Below are 16,991 nucleotides of genomic sequence, written 5' to 3' on the forward strand. Positions count from 1 at the left end.
GCGTTAACGATCACTGTCATAAATTGTCCATTCTGTCAGGCCAGCTTATTAAGCGTAAAACAACGTCAATTGTTGCGCAATTTTTTTGAACAAGAAGAGCAAATCACTCCGCTATCACAACTTCATTAGCCCGCGTATTATTGTTTTCAACGAGGCAGAGCGCCTTATCTAAACAAACTTAATGAAGGAATGACCCCATGAAATCTATCAAAACTTTTGCAGCAGTTCTCGTGCTTTCTACCGTTTCTTTCGCCAGCTTTGCTCAGACTGTTACCGCGACCGGGACTACTCTGGACAGCGCTGAAGCCAGCATCGCCGCTCAGGCACAGCAGGCGGGTGCGTCTTCATACAAAATTACTGAAGCCAACACCAACAACAGCGTTCATATGACGGCTGAACTGCTGAAATAACAGCAACAGTGCAATGAGTGATATTGCCTGAGGTGATATGCCCGGTCCCTGGATAACAGGGAACGGGCATACCGCATTTTACCGCCCGGCCATCCCGGCCATCATCCCCATCGACATCCCCACCGCAATCCGCCCCGATATGAAGCGCTCAGGCAACCACTGGCACGTAGTAGTCAATTCTGCCGGAACGTGAGGCGCTGAAGCACTGCGGGTCGATACGCTCAATGTCATAGCCATCGCGGCGCACCGCTCCTGCGGTCGGCAGCGCATGCTCATAAACCAGCCTGATAAAGTCAGCGTACTGCTGCACGTCACCCTCGAAGATGAAATGCAGATACATCTGCCTGTCGACGGTCACCTGCACCGGCTGTGGTTCTCCCCCCGCTGCCTCAGGGTTCAGGCAGGCCAGATATTGCAGGGTGGCACAGTCTTCGGCGCGCGGGCCGCCTTTGATCACCTTCGTCAGGGCGTACAGCTCGCCGGGCATCACCGTCGTCGTCGCCAGCTGCTGCTGCCACAGCGTTTCACGCTGGTCCCAGCAAAAGTCGCACAGCGTGTCCAGCGTGAAGGCGTGATCCGTCACCCGCCCCTGCAGGGTCAGCGCCTCCAGCTCCACCATCTGGCCTTCCGGCACCGCTAACGTGGTGAGATTGATCGGTGGGCACAGCCCTTTGCACGACCAGTGCAGCGCATCGCGGTACTGCGCGGGGGTGACGTTGAAATGGCGCTTAAAGGTTTTGTGATAGACGTTATGGCTGGAAAAACCGTGCTCGCTGCCGACGGAGTCGATCTGTTTATCAAACAGTCGCAGCATAAAGGCGCTGGAGGTCAGCCGCCGCTGACGGCAGTAAGACGCCAGCTTTTGCCCGGTCACTTCTTTAAAAATACGCTGCAGGTGCCACTTCGAGTAGCCCGATTTTTCAACGAAGTCGTTGATGGTGAGCGGCGTATGGATATTCCCTTCCAGCCAGTGCAGCAGTTGGTAAACAACTTCCTGTTTGAAGGTCGTTTTCACGATGAATTACGCTCTCTGGTGAGTGTCAGCAAATGGTTTTTCAGGGACAAAGGGTTAGTGGTGCCCGCCGTATGACCCAGCGAACAGGCCAGCCATGCCCCGTCGGCGGCCAGCCGCGCCACTTCATGCTGGGGTTGGCTGTCCGTTTCATGATGCCGTTGCAGTCGGCCAGCCAGCCATGCCGCCCAGCGGGCACACAGTTCCGGCGACGCCATCATCGACAGTGACAGCGGAACGCGCAGGCTCTTTTCGGCCTGTAAAATATCGTCAAACGCCACGCTGATATAGGCACGGGTAAAACAGCCCGGCGACGATCCATCGACGGCCAGCAGGCGGTCAATCGCCCGCTCATTCTCCGCCATAAAACTGTCAAATACCGCATCCAGCAGCGACTGCTTGTGGGGAAAGTGGTGGAAGAATCCCCCTTTTGTCACGCCGGCAGCGGCCGCCACGGCCTGCACCGTTACGCCGTTCAGCCCCTGTTGCGCGGCCAGTTCGGCGGCGCAGTGGATCAGCGCGGCCCTGACCTGTTCAGGTTGTTTTTTACGCTTATAGCCCCGATCGCAGCAGAGCGCTTCGCGGATAGAACGGGATGCAATGGTGTTTTTGATCATGATGTTTCGTTTTAAAGATACCACGCGGTATGTTTGCAGCAAGATAGCATAATTCTGGAAACATCCGGATATTTTTAGCTTGACGAACGCCCGCTGATAATGAAATTTTTACATCTGATTTAACTCTAAATAAAAAAAATAATCTGACCGGGGTCATATCCTGAGAACTTACTCAGTCGCCCTCGCTGTTGCAGGCCCAACGGACATGATAGATTTCTTTCATACATTTTATCAGGACGCCTTAGATGAAAAAAACCACACTCACGGATATCGCCCGCGAAGCGGGCGTTGGTGTCGCGACGGTCGATCGGGTGCTCAACCGCCGCGCCCCGGTGCGGCCAGACACTGAGCAGCGCGTGGTTCAGGCCGCTTCCCGACTCGGCTATCGTTTTGACCCGGCGTTCCTCTCTGTTGCTGCTCCGCGCCACGGCGGTGGCACGCTGCGCGTTGGCGTGATCCTGCTTTCCCGCGATTATTCGTTTTACGATACGCTCGCCAGAGCCTTAGAACATCACGCCGCCCCCTATTTGCAGGAAGGCACCCGGATCGAATTTGCTTTTCATGATATTCACGCCATTGAAGAGACTGCCGCCGCCATTGACGATCTGAGCGACCGCGTCAACGTGCTGGCACTGATTGCGCTGGATAATGCCCTGATACGCCGCGCTGTTGAAAAAGCCAGCCAGAAAGGGGTCAAGGTCTTCACCGTGCTGTCGGATCTTTCTGCGTGTGGCCATGCCGGGTATATCGGCCTTGATAACCGCAAGGCAGGCCGGACCGCTGCCTGGGCAGTGCAGCGCCTGAGCGGGCCGCCGGGTAAAGTGGGGGTTATCGTCGGTGATAATCGCTTTTTATGTCAGGAAACCTGCGAAATCAGCTTCCGTTCCTACCTGCGGGAATATGCCACCGGTCATACGGTGCTGGAACCGGTCAAGAGTTTTGAGAACGTGGAGCAGGGCTATCAGGTGACGGCCGATCTGATCCGCCATCATCCACAGCTGTCAGTGATCTATGCGCCCTGCGGCGGCGTGGAAGGCGTGGTCAACGCCCTGCGTGACAGCGGCAGACGGCATGAGATTACGCTGATCTGTCACGGTCCGTTGCAGGATGCGCAGCTGGCGCTGATTGACGGTACGCTGGACATCATGATCGCTCACCGGCTGGATGAGCTGGCCGCCCGCATTATTGAGGCGATGCAGCAGTCCCGCCGGGAAGAACGCGGCGGGTTTATCACCCTGACCAGCGGTTTTGAGCTGATTACCAAAGAAAATTACTGATCCCCTCCGGGCTGAGACACGCTGTCCGTCGCGGCGCGACCTGCGCCGCGGTCTGAGCCCGGCTCCCCTGACTGCGCCTTTTTGCATAACGTTCTGAATTAGCGAAAATGATAGAATTTTATCATTTAAAACTATCAAAAATAGTGCGATCGCCATCAAAAAACAAACATTCCATCATTGTTGCTAATGGAATTTTTGTTTGATACTGCCTTCAAATAAAAACCTGAAGGATTCTCCTGTGCCGCTGAACGTATCAGAACCTGCAAAGATCCACATTGCTAACGCCCCCTGTAGCTGGGGCGTGGATGACCCGAAGAACCCGCACCTGCCCCCCTATGAGAAAGTGCTGAAAGAAGCGGCGCAGGCGGGCTACCAGAGTATTGAGCTGGGGCCGTGGAGCTATCTGCCCACCGATCCGGCACTGCTGACTGAAAAGCTGAATCAGTATGGCCTGACGCTGGTGGCGGGCACCCTCTTTGACGACCTGGTGAGCGAAGCCAACTTCCCGGCGATGGTGGAGCTGACCCATAACCTGTGCCGCAATCTGTCACAGGTGCCGACGGCAGCGCCCGTTCACGGCACTAACTTACCGGCACCGTATCTGGTGATTATCGACTTCGGCAACGCCGACCGCGCGCGCCTTGCCGGGCAGTACGATAAAGCCGAACGCCTGTCCGACAGTGACTGGCAGCGCATGACGGGTCATATCTGCGAGATTAGCCGCATTGCCAAAACCTATGGGGTACGCCCGGTGATCCATCCGCATGCGGGCGGCAGCATTGAGTTTGCCGATGAGCTGGAAAAGCTGGTGCAGTACATCCCGCACAGCGTAGCGGGCCTGTGCCTCGATACCGGGCACCTTTACTACGCGGGTATGGACCCGATCCCCGCGCTGGCGCACTACTTTGACCGCATTGACTATCTGCATTTCAAAGACGTGAACAACGCGGTGTTTCGCGACGTAATTGCCCGTGAAACCGACTTCTTTGCCGCCTGCGCAGAGGGGGTGATGTGCCCGATCGGTCAGGGGGCGATTGACTACCCGGCCGTGCGTGCCTTCCTCGCGGAGCGCCATTACCAGGGCTGGATCACCATCGAACAGGAGCGTGACCCGCGCCATGCCGACGGCAGCCTGCACGACGTGACTGAAAGTCTGCGTTACCTCAACTCTGTCGGATTTTAATTAAGGAACATCAGATGATTAACGGCATTAAACCTCTCGGTCGCTCTCTGCGCTGGGGCATGGTCGGCGGCGGCGGCACCAGCCAGATTGGCTATATCCACCGTTCAGCGGCGCTGCGTGACAACACCTTTACTCTGGTGGCTGGCGCATTCGATATTGACGCCGCACGCGGCCGCACTTTCGGCGAGAGCCTGGGCGTTGCGGGGCATCGCTGTTACCCGGACTATCAGACGCTGTTTGCTGAGGAAGCCGCACGCGCTGACGGTATAGAAGCGGTGTCCATTGCCACGCCAAACAGCACCCACTTTGCTATCTGCAGGGCCGCGCTGGAAGCGGGCCTGCACGTGGTGTGTGAAAAGCCGCTGTGTTTCACCACCGCAGAAGCGAAAGAACTGGCTGACCTGAGCCACAGGCAGAATAAAATTATCGGCGTCACCTACGGCTATGCCGGCCATCAGCTGATCCAGCAGGCGCGCAGCATGATTGCCGAAGGTCTGCTGGGCGATATCCGCATTGTGAATATGTCATTCTCGCACGGCTTCCACCATGAAGCGGTAGAGCTGGATAATCCAAGTACCCGCTGGCGCGTTGACCCGAAATTCGTCGGGCCGAGCTACGTGCTGGGCGACCTGGCGACGCACCCGCTGTTCCTGGCGGAAACCATGCTGCCGGAGTTGAAAATTAAACGCCTGATGTGTTCACGCCAGAGCTTTGTCAAAAGCCGCGCACCGCTGGAAGATAACGCCTTTGTCCTGATGGAGTACCATAACGGGGCGGTGGGATCGCTGTGGTGTTCGGCGGTGAACTGCGGATCGATGCACGGCCAGAAGATCCGCGTGATCGGATCGAAAGCCAGCCTGGAGTGGTGGGACGAGCAGCCGAACCAGCTACGCTATGAAATTCAGGGTGAACCGGTGCGCATTCTGGAGCGCGGCATGGGTTACCTGGCCCCGCGCGCGCGGGAAGAGGACCGCATCGGCGGCGGCCACCCGGAAGGGTTGTTCGAAGCCTGGTCGAATCTGTACCGCCGTTTTGCGATAGCGATGGACGCGACCGATCGCGGTGATAAGGCACTGCTGGCTGATTTCTGGTATCCCGATGTACATGCCGGGGTGGCGGGCGTGCAGTGGGTTGAGCGCTGCGTTGAGTCGGCGGATGCGGGTGCGACCTGGGTGGACTTCGGCTAATTCGCCCCGCCGCGGGCGGACAGGGAAAACGTGCGCCTGACACAGCTCTCTTATCTCCCCTTTTATTCCCGCCGCGTTGGCTGGGCGCGAATATACTGCCAAAACCGCTCCGCAGAGAGGTTGAGCCTTGACCCGGAGCGGTAGACATAGGCTTTGATATCCAGCGATACCGCAGGATCCATAATCGCCAGCTTCCCTTCCCGCAGTTCATCCTTAATGGAATACTGCGGCAGCCAGCCTACGCCCTGACCGTTGACGATCATGCGCTTCAGCAGCTCGCTCATCGACGAGACAAACCGCAGGGAAAATGTGTCGTCGGACAGCCTGTCGATCACCTGATTGACCTGTCGCCCCATATAGCTGTCGTTGGCATATTTCATTAACGGTAAAATATCGTGGTCGAGGGAATACAGCGGCTCGCCGCTCTGATCACAGGGCGTCACCAGATGGAGGTGAGAGTCAAAAATTTTATGGTTTACAAAGGGATAGTTCATCAGCTCTTCGTTGTAGAAACTCAGAATAAAATCACATTTCCCCTCTTTCAGGTTATAGACCGCCTCATCCACGTTAATCGATTCAACATAGTGAATACGCTCCAGGCTGTCGTTATAACCTGCAATCATTTCGGGCAGCAGCAGCACCGACAGTGACGGGGCCGCATCAATCTTGATGCTCTGTCTGAGATTGTCTAACCCTTTGATTCGGCTGAGCTGAAAATCCATATCGTCCAGCATGTTGCGGGCATAGCCGATAAAATTTTTGCCCTGCTGCGTCAGCTGCAGTGGGTTCTTACTGCGGTCAAAAATCATAAAACCCAGGGCTGACTCAAGCGACTGAATACGACGGCTGAAAGAGGACTGCGAAATATTTCTTTTCTCCGCCGCCTGGGTAAAACTGCGGCTCTCTTCCAGTGCAATCACATCATAAAACCACTTTACTTCGAGGTTGCCGATCATCGCTGTCTGTTTCCCATGTCGCAAAAACGCTATGCAAATTTAGCATGCAGCATAGAAATTATGCAATTAGAGCATCTGTTATCCAGTGCTAGTATCCCTTCCACTGTTCGCAACAAACCATTAACTCATTCTCCGGCCACTAATAGTCAGGTATCTCATGTCCAGCACCGCATCCCTTAAAGCAGCCCTGTCAGACCTTGGTATTACCGACCTTGATGATGTGATTTACAACCCCAGCTATGAACTGTTGATGGAGCATGAAACCTCGGCGGAGTTAACCGGCTGGGAACGCGCCAGCCTGACCGCCTCCGGGGCAGTAACCGTCGATACCGGGGAATTCACCGGGCGTTCGCCGCGTGATAAATACATCGTCAGGGATGCACTGACTGAGAATACCGTCTGGTGGTCTGACGCCGGAAATGGCCGCAACGATAATAAGCAGCTCTCCCAGGACACCTGGTCAGAACTGCGGGCGCTGGTTTGCCAGCAGCTGTCAGGGAAAAAACTCTACGTGGTCGATGCCTGGTGCGGGGCTAACCCCGACTCGCGCCTGGCAGTGAGAGTGGTGACGGAAGTCGCCTGGCAGGCACACTTCGTCAAAAACATGTTTATTGCCCCTTCAGCGCAAGAGCTGGCGGACTTTACCCCTGACTTCATCGTGATGAACGGGGCGAAATGTACTAACAGCCAGTGGCAGTCCCAGGGGCTGAACTCTGAGAATTTTGTGGCCTTCAATCTGAGCGAAAGAATTCAGCTGATCGGCGGCACCTGGTACGGCGGCGAGATGAAAAAGGGGCTGTTCTCGGTGATGAATTACCTGCTGCCTCAGCGGGGAATTGCCTCCATGCACTGCTCGGCCAACCGCGGCGCAGCGGGCGATGTGGCGCTGTTCTTCGGCCTTTCCGGCACCGGTAAAACCACGCTGTCAACCGACCCGCTGCGCGAGCTGATCGGCGACGATGAACACGGCTGGGATGCGGACGGCGTCTTCAACTTTGAAGGCGGCTGTTATGCCAAAACCATTAACCTGAGTGAAGCCGCAGAGCCGGAAATTTACCGCGCTATCCGCCGTAACGCGCTGCTGGAAAACGTGGTGGTGAGAGACGACGGCAGCATCGACTTCGCGGACGGCAGCAAAACTGAAAACACCCGCGTTTCCTACCCGCTGGACCATATTGAGAATATTGTCCGTCCGGTTTCCGCTGCGGGCCATCCTTCGAAAGTGATTTTTCTCGCCGCAGATGCTTTCGGCGTACTGCCCCCGGTATCGCGCCTGACCAGGGAACAGATGCAGTATCACTTCCTGTCCGGTTTTACCTCAAAACTGGCCGGTACCGAACGCGGCATCACCCAGCCGACACCGACCTTTTCCGCCTGCTATGGTGCCGCCTTTTTAATGCTGCCCCCGACCCGCTATGCCAGCGTGCTGGCAGAAAAAATGGCGGAAACTCAGGCAGAAGCCTGGCTGGTCAATACCGGATGGAATGGCAAGGGAGAGCGCCTGTCGCTGCGGGATACGCGCAATATTATCAACGCGATCCTGAACGGGACCATTGAGCAAAATGACACCCAACTGCCGGTCTTTGGGCTGATGATCCCGGAACAGGTGCCGGGCGTGGCCGATGCCCTGCTCGACCCGCGCAACGGCTGGGACAGCCCGGAAGCGTGGCAGCACGAGGCTGAAAAATTAGCCCACCTGTTTATCACCAACTTCGCACAGTACACGCGCACCGAAGAGGGAGCGCGTATCGCCCAGGCCGGACCGACCGTCTGATCGCACATCTGCCCGCAGTAAGGCCCTGTCAGGCCTTACTGCGTTAACCCGGCTTAACTCCCCCGGCTGGCTTACGCAAAGCTCAGGGCCTGCGTCTTCACCAGCCGCACAAACGGCCCCGCCAGCGTCGCATTATGATGGGCAATAATCTGCTCTGCCGCTAACACCTCGCTGTCCGTGGTGCTGTGCGCATCGCTCACCAGTACCACCTCAAACCCCAGATCTGCCGCCGCCCGACAGGTGGTATCAACGCAATATTCGGTTTTCATTCCGACGATCGTCAGCCGCTTCACCCCGGAGGCCTGTAGCCACGCCAGCAGCGGCGTACCGGCAAAACAGCTTGGGTGGGATTTGTTAAAACAGCGGTCCGTCTGCGCCAGCGGCAGTTCAGCGGCGAGCTGCCACCGTTCACTGCCTGCGGCGATCGGTGAATCCGCCGGCCCCGTGTGCTGAGCAAAATAGACAGGAACCTGCTGCGCGCGCGCGGTCGTCACCAGGTGGGCAATATTGGCGATTAAACGCGTTTTATCATGCGGAACCTGCGGACCGTGCAGTAAACCCGCTTGCATATCAATCACTAACAGCGCGGAAGCGTCAGACATGTTATTTCTCCTTTAACGATCCTGATAAATACCAGTCACGACGGAGAATGGCGCAGCCCCGTCGGAAACCGGCGGGTGGGGGAAGGTTTGCTAACTACTCAGACACGCAAACTCGCCACACGCCGCCGGAAGCGGTGGTGGTGGTGGTGGTCGCGGTGAGGAACAGCTGAGTATTTTGCATAACAGACAGCCTCGCGCAGACAGCACGGTTATGCAATATTTTTCTCAGGGGACGATCGCAGGAGGTGATAACCATCGGTCCAATCCCTGGCCGACGTTATCGAGGGTTTTCGGTGCAGCCGGGCTAAAGAATAGCGCCTGGCGGTACATGTTTGAAGGTATCGACATAAACCCGAAACACGTATTTAAAGAATTTTTTCATGGTGACCTGTATGCAGCATCAATTAATAACGCTAAAAAATTATACCTGTTGCACGTTTTTCAGGCAATATTTTATGAGCCAGATCACAAAATTGGCTTAAGTATGCCGATAAAAAGGTAAACCTTTCCTAAACGACCTGGCCAGCCTCCGCATTTATCCCTTCATCTGCTGCGCAATTTTTTCCAATATTTTGCAGGCCTGCGCGCAGATAATGGCGGCTTCTCTCATCATGGATCGGACGCCAATGCCCTTTTCGAACGGTTTTCTCCTCAGTCTTTCCCTGTGTCTGGATATTGGCATCGCCAATATCGCGATGATCACCCTCGCCATGCAGCGCGGCTATTTTCACGGCTTCTGGCTGGGGATCGGCACCTGCGTGGGCGATCTGATCTACGCGATCCTCGCTATGGCGGGCATGGCGGTGCTGCTGCAGTTCACGCCGGTGCGCTGGGTGCTGTGGATCGGCGGTTCGCTGATGCTGCTGTGGTTTGCGTGGAAGATGGTGCAGAGCGCAATGCGCCCGACGGCCGATCTCAGCGCCGGGGATATCGGTCAGGCCCTGAGCATTCGTCAGAACTTTTTCCGCGGTATCGTCCTGGCGATGTCGTCACCCACGGCCATCCTGTGGTTCGCGGCGGTCGGCGGCGCGTTGATTTCGCGCATGAGCAGCGGCGGCACGGCCGCTTCTGGCTGGTTTCTGAGCGGGTTTTTCCTGGCGGGTGTGACCTGGACGGCGGTGCTGTGTGCGGTGGGCAGCGTCGGCGGGCGCATGCTCGGAGCGAAGATGCTGCGCTGGTCGTATATCGCCTCGGCAGCGATCTTCTGCTATTTCGCCGCTTACGTCATCATCTCCGGCTACCGCGAATTTATCGGCTGACGATGCGCAGATAGTGGTGCGGCGTGATGCCCATCATTTTGCGGAAGCTGTTAATAAAGTGGCTCTGGTCGTAAAAACCTAAGCGATGCGCCACATCCAGCGCGCTGTGCTGATGACGCAGCAGGTTGCGCGCCGCCAGCAGGCGCAGCTGCATGTGGTATTGCAGCGGGGCAATGCCTATCTGCTGGCGAAACTGGCGCACAAAGTGGTATTTGCTGAGTCCGGCAGCGGCGGCCAGCTCGTCCAGCGTCAGCTTTATCGTCAGGTTATCGCGCATGCATTCCAGCGCCCGCCCGACGGACAGCGTGGCCGCCATGCTCTCCCCTCCGTGGCTGTGTTTCAGCAGCTGGCTGGTCAGCCACAGCAGATTTTGCTGCTGTACCTGCTCCTCATCTGCCGACTGCACGTAGCTGCAGATCGCCGCGAACAGCGCCGGATCGCGCAGCACCCCTTCGCGCAGGATCGGCTGTTTACGATCGGCAAGATCGGCAAACACCTGCTGGGGCAGATGCACGCTGAAAAACTCTACCGGGTCGGCACCAAACTGCGAGGACTGCAAGGTTTCGGGGTTATAGAGGGTGATCTCACCGGCCTGTACCGACAGGGTTTGCTGGTGCAGGCTGAGGGTTTCAATGCCGCTGAGGTTGGCACTGATGACGTATTCTTCATGGGTGTGCAGCGGGAAAGCCGCATGGGAGGCGGTAAGGTGCGAACATTCAATCTGATTGCGGCTGTGCCAGTCAACTATCGATAACGCCATATCCACTCCGCCCCTGACAGGCCGGAGCGTCAGCTCACCGGCCCAGATGTTCCACTAAAATACTACAGCCGATGCCGATCAGCACGACACCGCCAAAAATTTCCGCCCATTTTCCCATCACCGGGCCGAGGAAACGGCCGAGCAGGATACCGGCGGAAGCCATAATCATGGTGGAAGCGCCAATCGCCAGCGCGGTGGTAATAATGTTGACCTGTAAGAATGCCAGGCCCACGCCGACGGCCAGCGCATCCAGGCTGGTCGCCACGGCAGTACAGGCCAGCAGCCAGAAACCGTGACTGGCTGGCGCTTCTTCCGGCCGGCACTCTTTTTTGCGCAGCCCTTCGACAATCATCCGGCTGCCTAAGATAAACAGCAGGCCGAAGGCCACCCAGTGATCCCACGCCATAATGTACTGGCTGGCAGCCAGGCCAATCGCCCAGCCAATCAACGGAGTCAGTGCTTCTATCGCGCCGAAGATCAGGCCGGTACGCAGTGCTTCTTTCAGGCTGGGGCGATGCAGACTGGCGCCTTTGCCGATCGCCGCCGCAAAGGCGTCCATCGACATACCAAAAGCCAGAATCAGGGTTGCGTATAGGTTCATTGTATTTATCCTGTCTGAAGAGACAGATACGTTCCAGGTCGTTAAAACATCAGCTCATGTTGTCAAAACAACCCTGAGCCAGTTCAAGTGAGACGCATCCTAGCACGCAATTCAGAAGAAAAAAAGACAGTAAAATCAGGGATTTGAGTATAGCCTCGGCTATACTTTTTAACAGTGGCTATTTTAGCGGTGAAAATCAGAGCGAAAACTCTAAAAGAATTACCGTGTTACAAAAAGAGTAGGGATATACATCCCTGACGTGACTGGGGGATATTTCGCCCGTTATCCGCACGAATCCCCCCCTTTTACTGCCCTGAATCGCGGGTATTACCAGACGCGATAGACGCGGCCCGTTTCTACGCCATCCACGCTGCGGCGATAGGCCAGCGCCACGCGCGCGGCCGGGGCGCTCTCAAAACCGGGGAAGAACGGGCCATAGCTTTCCAGCGCTTCGCTGAGCACCGTCGGGCTGACGGCGTTGATGCGCAGGCCGCTCAGCTCAGTGGCGGCGGCCAGCACAAAGCCTTCCAGCGCCGCGTTCACCGCCGTGGCGTTCACCCCGGTACGGATTGGCTGCTGCGCGAGGATCCCGCTGGTCAGGGTAAAAGACCCTCCCGGATTAACGAAATCTTTGCCGATCATCACCAGCCGCACCTGCCCCATCAGCTTATCCTGCAGGCCGTGGTTGAACTGCTCACTGGTCATCTCCGAAAGTGGGCCAAAGTGGACGCCACCGGTGGCGGAGATCACCGCATCTACTTTACCCGTTTGCGCAAACAGGGCTTTCACGCTCTCCTCTGAGGTCAGATCCACCTGGAAATCCCCCTGCGTTTTTCCCACGCGGATCACCTGATGGTCACGCCTCAGCTCGCTGACAATACCCTGACCCACGGTGCCGGATGCACCAATCACTAAAATTTTCATCTGCTCTCTCCTGCCGGTTAGGTAAGTCCGCTGATTGTGGCGCAGTGCAGTTGTGGGATAAATGAGCGATACTTTCGGGAACTCCAAACCCAGAGTTTGTAATCATGGATAAATTACGCAGTATTGAAGCCTTTATCTGCGCCGTGGAGAGCGGCAACTTCAGCGAAGCGGCGCGGCGGCTGGACATCACCGCCGTGATGGTCGGCAAGCATGTGCGTCAGCTGGAAACCGTGCTTAATACCCGTCTGCTGCAGCGCAATACCCGGCGTCAGCATCTGACGGAAGCCGGGCAGAGCTATTACCGGCAGTGCAAAATGGCGCTGGCGCAGCTGCGCGAAGCGGATGAAAGCGTGGAGAATATGAAAAGCACGCCGTCAGGCCTGCTGCGCATCAGCGCGCCGCTGAATCTTGGGGCCAGCGCCATTGCCACGGTGGTGACGCGCTATCAGCTGTGCTATCCGCAGGTAAAGATTGAGCTGGACCTGAACGACAGCTTTGTCGATCTGATCGCCGAAGGGTTTGATTTTGCTGTGCGCATCGGCGGGCTGAAGCACAGTGAACCGCTGGTCGCTCAGTTTCTTGGCGAGTATCAGATGGTGGTGTGCGCCGCGCCGGACTACCTGGCGCAGCACGGTTCCCCGCAAACGCCGGACGACCTGCATCAGCACCGCTGCCTGGCGAACAGGGCCTGGAACAAGAACAATGCCTGGCAGTGGGGGACGGTCACCTGGCCGTTCGACAACAGCTTTACCTGTAATGACGGCCAGGCCCTGCGTCAGGCGGCGCTGGCCGGGGCCGGGCTGATACTGCAACCGCGCATTCTGCTGGCGCAGGATATTGCCGCCGGCCGTCTGGTGCCGCTGCTGCAAGCGTGGCAGCCGGAGAGCCGCCCGATTAACCTGCTGTGGCGTCAGGATCTCAGTCCGTCGGAAAAACGCCGCAGCTTTGTGCGCTGGATGCGCGAGCACGTCCCCCCGGCTCTGGTGGTTTAATGATTGAAGATGCGCGGGGATTCACTGAAAATAGCGGCAACTGATTAACACGGAATTGTGATGAAAAACCCTTTTGAAACTTTCCTGATGCCGATGAGCACCCTGCTGCTCGGGTTTCTCTCCGCGCTGCTGCTGCCGGCGCCCTCGTTCGGCCTGACGCTGGCGCGCAGGCTGGTCGACATGTTCCACCTGGATGATATCAGCCAGCTGTATACGCTGGTGTTCTGCCTGTGGTTTTTACTGCTGGGGGTGATTGAGTTTTACGTGATTCGTTTTATTTATCTGCGGTTTATACGGCCGTGATAAGCGGACGGGTCGTGTGAACGGGTCGACCGGAAAAAAAGGTCGACCCCTACGGGGTATGAGGTGGGGGCTGACCTTCTTTTTCGGTCAACCCGCCAGGTTACCCGCTAAATATCATCGCGATGCTGCTGGAAAAAATCACCAGGCCGATAAAAAACAGCACGATAGCGGTAACTGCATTATCCTTTTTCATCCTGATATCCCCTCAGAACCACTGGCCGAAACGGCGGATATACAGGCGTTTCATCCCCTGAGTGAGCAGGCAGTAGCCCAGCAGGGTCGCCAGCAGCCACGGGAAGTAGTTCCACGGCAGCGGCACCAGACCCACGGCATGGCCCAGCGGTGAGAACGGGATCAGAATGCCCAGCACCATCACCAGCCCGGTCATCAGCATCACCGGCAGCGCGGCGCGGCTCTGGATAAACGGGATTTTCTGCGTGCGCAGCATATGCACCACCAGCGTCTGTGACAGCAGTCCCTCTACAAACCAGCCAGACTGGAAAAGTGACTGCATTTCGACGCTGTTCGCCGCAAAGACATACCACATGACGCAGAAGGTGGTGATGTCGAAGATTGACGAGGTGGGCCCCATCCACAGCATAAAGCGCCCGATATTCTTCGCATCCCACTGGCGTGGTTTACGCAGAAACTCTTTGTCCATTTTGTCCCACGGCAGCGCCAGCTGGGACAGGTCATACATCAGGTTCTGCAACAGCAGGTGAATCGCCAGCATCGGCAGGAACGGAATAAATGCGCTGGCCACCAGCACCGAAAAGACATTGCCGAAGTTGGAGCTGGCGGTCATGTTCAGGTACTTGATGATATTGCCAAAGGTCTCGCGCCCTTTAATCACCCCCTGCTCCAGCACCAGCAGGCTTTTCTCCAGCAGGATGATATCCGCCGATTCTTTGGCGATATCGGTCGCGCTGTCGACGGAAATGCCGATATCGGCAGCGCGCAGCGCGGGCGCATCGTTAATGCCGTCCCCAAGGAAGCCGACGGTGTGGCCGTTGCTCTGCAAGGCCTGCAGCACGCGGGTTTTCTGCTGCGGGCTGAGGCGGCAGAACAGCGTTCTCTGCTCCACCAGCCGCGCCAGCTCCGCGTCGCTGATGCGTGAGATCTCGCTGCCACATAGCGGCGTGCCCGGATCCAGCCCGACCTCACGGCAGATTTTACGGGTGACGGTCGCGTTATCCCCGGTCAGCACTTTCACCGTCACGCCGTTTTCATGCAGCGCGGCAATCGCCGCTGCGGCGCTCTCTTTTGGCGGGTCGAGGAATGTCAGCAGGCCGGTAATGACCAGATCGCGTTCATCGGCTACGCTCAGCGGAGTAGTTAGCGTGTGCTCACTTACATTGCGAGATGCCACCAGCAATACGCGGAAGCCCTGCTGGTTATACGCTTCCGCTAATGACTGCACGTTAAGGCGCGCGGCATCATCCAGCGGGCGCACGTCATCACCCTCCAGCCAGTGCGTCGAGACGGCCAGCATCTCGTCGACCGCCCCTTTGCAGATCAGCAGCTGCTGTTGCTCATCGGCCACCAGTACCGACAGGCGACGACGCTCAAAATCAAACGGCAGCTCGTCGATTTTACGATAGCGCCACAGCCCGCTCACCGCCTGACTGCCCTGGCTGAAGCCGAGGATCGCCTTGTCCATCAGGTTCTTCACCCCGGTCTGATGGCGGCTGTTGAGCCACGCCTGTTGCAGCACGCGCTCATCGCTCCGGCCGTGCAGGTTGAGGTGCTGCGCGAGGATGATCCGGTCCTGGGTTAACGTGCCGGTCTTATCGCTGCATAACACGTCCATCGCGCCAAAGTTCTGAATAGCATTCAGGCGCTTAACCACCACTTTGCGTTTTGACAGCGCGATCGCCCCTTTCGCCAGGTTGGAGCTGACAATCATCGGCAGCATTTCCGGCGTCAGGCCCACCGCGACGGCCAGCGCGAACAGCAGCGCATCGCTCCAGTCGCCCTTGGTGAAGCCGTTAATCAGCAGAACAATCGGCACCATCACCAGCATGAAACGGATCAGCAGCCAGCTGACACTGTTGACACCTCTGTCGAAGGAGGTTTGTGGGCGCTCACCTACCAGTGACTTCGCCAGCGATCCAAACCAGGTCTGACTGCCGGTGGCCACCACCACCGCCGTGGCGCTCCCGCTGGCGACGTTGGTGCCCATCAGGCAGATGCCCGGCTGGCTGAGCAACGCCTGCTCGTCAATCTCCGCCGCCGGGTTTCCCGCCAGCGGCTGGCTGTGGGTGTCAAACTTTTCAATCGGCAGCGCTTCACCGCTCAGCGCCGCCTGGCTGACGAACAGATCGCGTGAGGTCAGCAGCCGCACGTCGGCCGGGATCATATCCCCGGCGGAGAGCAGCACGATATCGCCCGGCACCACGTTTTGCAGCGGCACCTCAATGCTTACCGCCTCGCTGTCGGCATGGCTGCGGCGCAGTACCGTGGCCGTGGTGCTGACCAGCGATTTCAGCGCTTCCGCCGCTTTATTGGTGCGGTACTCCTGCCAGAAGCGCAGCAGTCCGCTGAGGCTGACCATGATCAGCATGATAATCACGCCGGTCAGATCGGTCTCTTCGCCCCTGCGCGCCGGCAGGATGTAGTCAGTGACAAAGCTGATGGCCGCCAGCACCATCAGCACCCAGATAAACGGGTTGTTAAACGCCTGGATCAGCTGCACCAGCGCCGCCGGGGCTTTATCGCTGGCGACCTGGTTAGGACCATAGTGCTGCAGACGTCCCTCTGCATCTTCCAGAGTCAGTCCCTGACGCTGAGTATTAAGACGAGCGAGGGTATTATCCAGGCTCTGGGTGGCCGCGCTGGCGATTGCCAGGTCGCGCGCCATTTTCAGGTTGGCTTTATGCATTTTCATGAGCCAGCTCCCTTTAATGAGGTGTTTTTTACGCGCAGGAAAGCCTTCCTGCTGACGAGGATTTTTCATTCATTCAGGGGGGCGGAGCTGGCGGAGCGAAGGGAACAGCCGTTAGTTGCCGTTATGCCTCCTCTGTTGCCACCGCCGCCTTTCTCGGGATGGAGGTTCTTTCATCGTGATGCTCCTGTTAGTAAGCCGCAGCGGCCGGGCTGTCCAGCGAAGTGCTGATGGGACTTAGGGTAAAAAT

Annotated in this window: 17 protein-coding genes; 9 read left to right on the plus strand and 8 right to left on the minus strand. The window is 57.4% G+C overall.

Annotated elements, in window-relative coordinates; all coding sequences use genetic code 11:
- Window positions 1–197 precede the first annotated feature (197 nt).
- Window positions 198–410 carry a YdgH/BhsA/McbA-like domain containing protein gene (locus tag ABEH87_RS13490; RefSeq protein ID WP_346576890.1) on the plus strand — a complete coding sequence of 71 codons (213 nt, stop codon included), beginning with the start codon at window positions 198–200 and terminating at the stop codon, window positions 408–410.
- Window positions 411–558: 148 nt separating this feature from the next.
- On the opposite strand, the gene ABEH87_RS13495 is transcribed toward ABEH87_RS13490, so the two are convergent.
- Window positions 559–1,425 carry a helix-turn-helix domain-containing protein gene (locus ABEH87_RS13495; protein WP_346576891.1) on the minus strand — a complete coding sequence of 289 codons (867 nt, stop codon included), beginning with the start codon at window positions 1,423–1,425 and terminating at the stop codon, window positions 559–561.
- Window positions 1,422–2,039, minus strand: coding sequence for a TetR family transcriptional regulator (locus ABEH87_RS13500; protein WP_346576892.1), 618 nt, complete (start codon window positions 2,037–2,039; stop codon window positions 1,422–1,424). Before ABEH87_RS13500 ends, ABEH87_RS13495 begins: the two co-directional genes overlap by 4 nt.
- A gap of 245 nt (window positions 2,040–2,284) precedes the next feature.
- On the opposite strand from ABEH87_RS13500, the gene ABEH87_RS13505 reads away from it, so the two are divergent.
- The 3 genes from ABEH87_RS13505 (at window position 2,285) to ABEH87_RS13515 (ending at window position 5,686) form a co-directional block, all read left to right on the plus strand.
- Entirely contained in the window at window positions 2,285–3,316 is a 1,032-nt protein-coding gene (locus ABEH87_RS13505) for a LacI family DNA-binding transcriptional regulator (RefSeq protein ID WP_346576893.1), read from the plus strand.
- 244 nt (window positions 3,317–3,560) lie between these two features.
- Complete coding sequence (locus tag ABEH87_RS13510) at window positions 3,561–4,499, plus strand: TIM barrel protein (RefSeq protein ID WP_346577146.1); 939 nt, start codon at window positions 3,561–3,563, stop codon at window positions 4,497–4,499.
- A 14-nt stretch (window positions 4,500–4,513) separates the two neighbouring features.
- A complete protein-coding gene (locus ABEH87_RS13515; protein WP_346576894.1) occupies window positions 4,514–5,686 on the plus strand; it encodes a Gfo/Idh/MocA family oxidoreductase in 1,173 nt (390 codons plus the stop codon).
- 62 nt (window positions 5,687–5,748) lie between these two features.
- Here ABEH87_RS13515 and ABEH87_RS13520 read toward each other — a convergent pair whose 3' ends face one another.
- Entirely contained in the window at window positions 5,749–6,642 is an 894-nt protein-coding gene (locus tag ABEH87_RS13520; RefSeq protein ID WP_346576895.1) for a LysR substrate-binding domain-containing protein, read from the minus strand.
- Window positions 6,643–6,799: 157 nt separating this feature from the next.
- On the opposite strand from ABEH87_RS13520, the gene pckA reads away from it, so the two are divergent.
- Window positions 6,800–8,416, plus strand: a complete 1,617-nt coding sequence (gene pckA / locus ABEH87_RS13525) for a phosphoenolpyruvate carboxykinase (ATP) (protein WP_346576896.1) — start codon at window positions 6,800–6,802, stop codon at window positions 8,414–8,416.
- Between the two features lie 71 nt (window positions 8,417–8,487).
- Here pckA and ABEH87_RS13530 read toward each other — a convergent pair whose 3' ends face one another.
- Window positions 8,488–9,018 (minus strand): cysteine hydrolase family protein, encoded by a 531-nt coding sequence (locus tag ABEH87_RS13530; RefSeq protein ID WP_346576897.1) that lies wholly within the window; start codon window positions 9,016–9,018, stop codon window positions 8,488–8,490.
- A gap of 47 nt (window positions 9,019–9,065) precedes the next feature.
- Between ABEH87_RS13530 and ABEH87_RS13535 the strand changes: the two genes are divergently transcribed.
- Complete coding sequence (locus tag ABEH87_RS13535) at window positions 9,066–9,188, plus strand: hypothetical protein (RefSeq protein ID WP_346576898.1); 123 nt, start codon at window positions 9,066–9,068, stop codon at window positions 9,186–9,188.
- 456 nt (window positions 9,189–9,644) lie between these two features.
- Entirely contained in the window at window positions 9,645–10,277 is a 633-nt protein-coding gene (locus tag ABEH87_RS13540; RefSeq protein WP_346576899.1) for a LysE family transporter, read from the plus strand.
- Here the strand turns inward: ABEH87_RS13540 and ABEH87_RS13545 are convergent.
- The 3 genes from ABEH87_RS13545 to ABEH87_RS13555 all read right to left on the minus strand — a co-directional run bounded on the left by ABEH87_RS13545 (window position 10,267) and on the right by ABEH87_RS13555 (window position 12,562).
- Window positions 10,267–11,037 (minus strand): AraC family transcriptional regulator, encoded by a 771-nt coding sequence (locus ABEH87_RS13545; protein ID WP_346576900.1) that lies wholly within the window; start codon window positions 11,035–11,037, stop codon window positions 10,267–10,269. The genes ABEH87_RS13540 and ABEH87_RS13545 overlap by 11 nt on opposite strands.
- A 34-nt stretch (window positions 11,038–11,071) precedes the next feature.
- The gene (mntP, locus tag ABEH87_RS13550; protein WP_346576901.1) at window positions 11,072–11,638 is read right to left on the minus strand and encodes a manganese efflux pump MntP; all 567 of its coding nucleotides are present in this window, start codon (window positions 11,636–11,638) and stop codon (window positions 11,072–11,074) included.
- 327 nt (window positions 11,639–11,965) lie between these two features.
- Window positions 11,966–12,562, minus strand: coding sequence for a short chain dehydrogenase (locus ABEH87_RS13555; RefSeq protein ID WP_346576902.1), 597 nt, complete (start codon window positions 12,560–12,562; stop codon window positions 11,966–11,968).
- A 104-nt stretch (window positions 12,563–12,666) separates the two neighbouring features.
- Here ABEH87_RS13555 and ABEH87_RS13560 point away from each other — a divergent pair, with 104 nt between their 5' ends.
- Both ABEH87_RS13560 and ABEH87_RS13565 read left to right on the plus strand, forming a co-directional pair.
- Window positions 12,667–13,554, plus strand: a complete 888-nt coding sequence (locus tag ABEH87_RS13560; protein ID WP_346576903.1) for a LysR family transcriptional regulator — start codon at window positions 12,667–12,669, stop codon at window positions 13,552–13,554.
- A 60-nt stretch (window positions 13,555–13,614) separates the two neighbouring features.
- The gene (locus ABEH87_RS13565) at window positions 13,615–13,857 is read left to right on the plus strand and encodes a DUF1158 family protein (protein WP_346576904.1); all 243 of its coding nucleotides are present in this window, start codon (window positions 13,615–13,617) and stop codon (window positions 13,855–13,857) included.
- 205 nt (window positions 13,858–14,062) lie between these two features.
- Here ABEH87_RS13565 and mgtA read toward each other — a convergent pair whose 3' ends face one another.
- On the minus strand, window positions 14,063–16,744 hold the full coding sequence (gene mgtA, locus ABEH87_RS13570) for a magnesium-translocating P-type ATPase (RefSeq protein ID WP_346576905.1): 2,682 nt from the start codon (window positions 16,742–16,744) through the stop codon (window positions 14,063–14,065).
- Window positions 16,745–16,991: the final 247 nt, after the last annotated feature.

The sequence above is a fragment of the Erwinia sp. Eh17-17 genome, assembly GCF_039675725.1.
Taxonomy (GTDB): Bacteria; Pseudomonadota; Gammaproteobacteria; order Enterobacterales; family Enterobacteriaceae; genus Erwinia.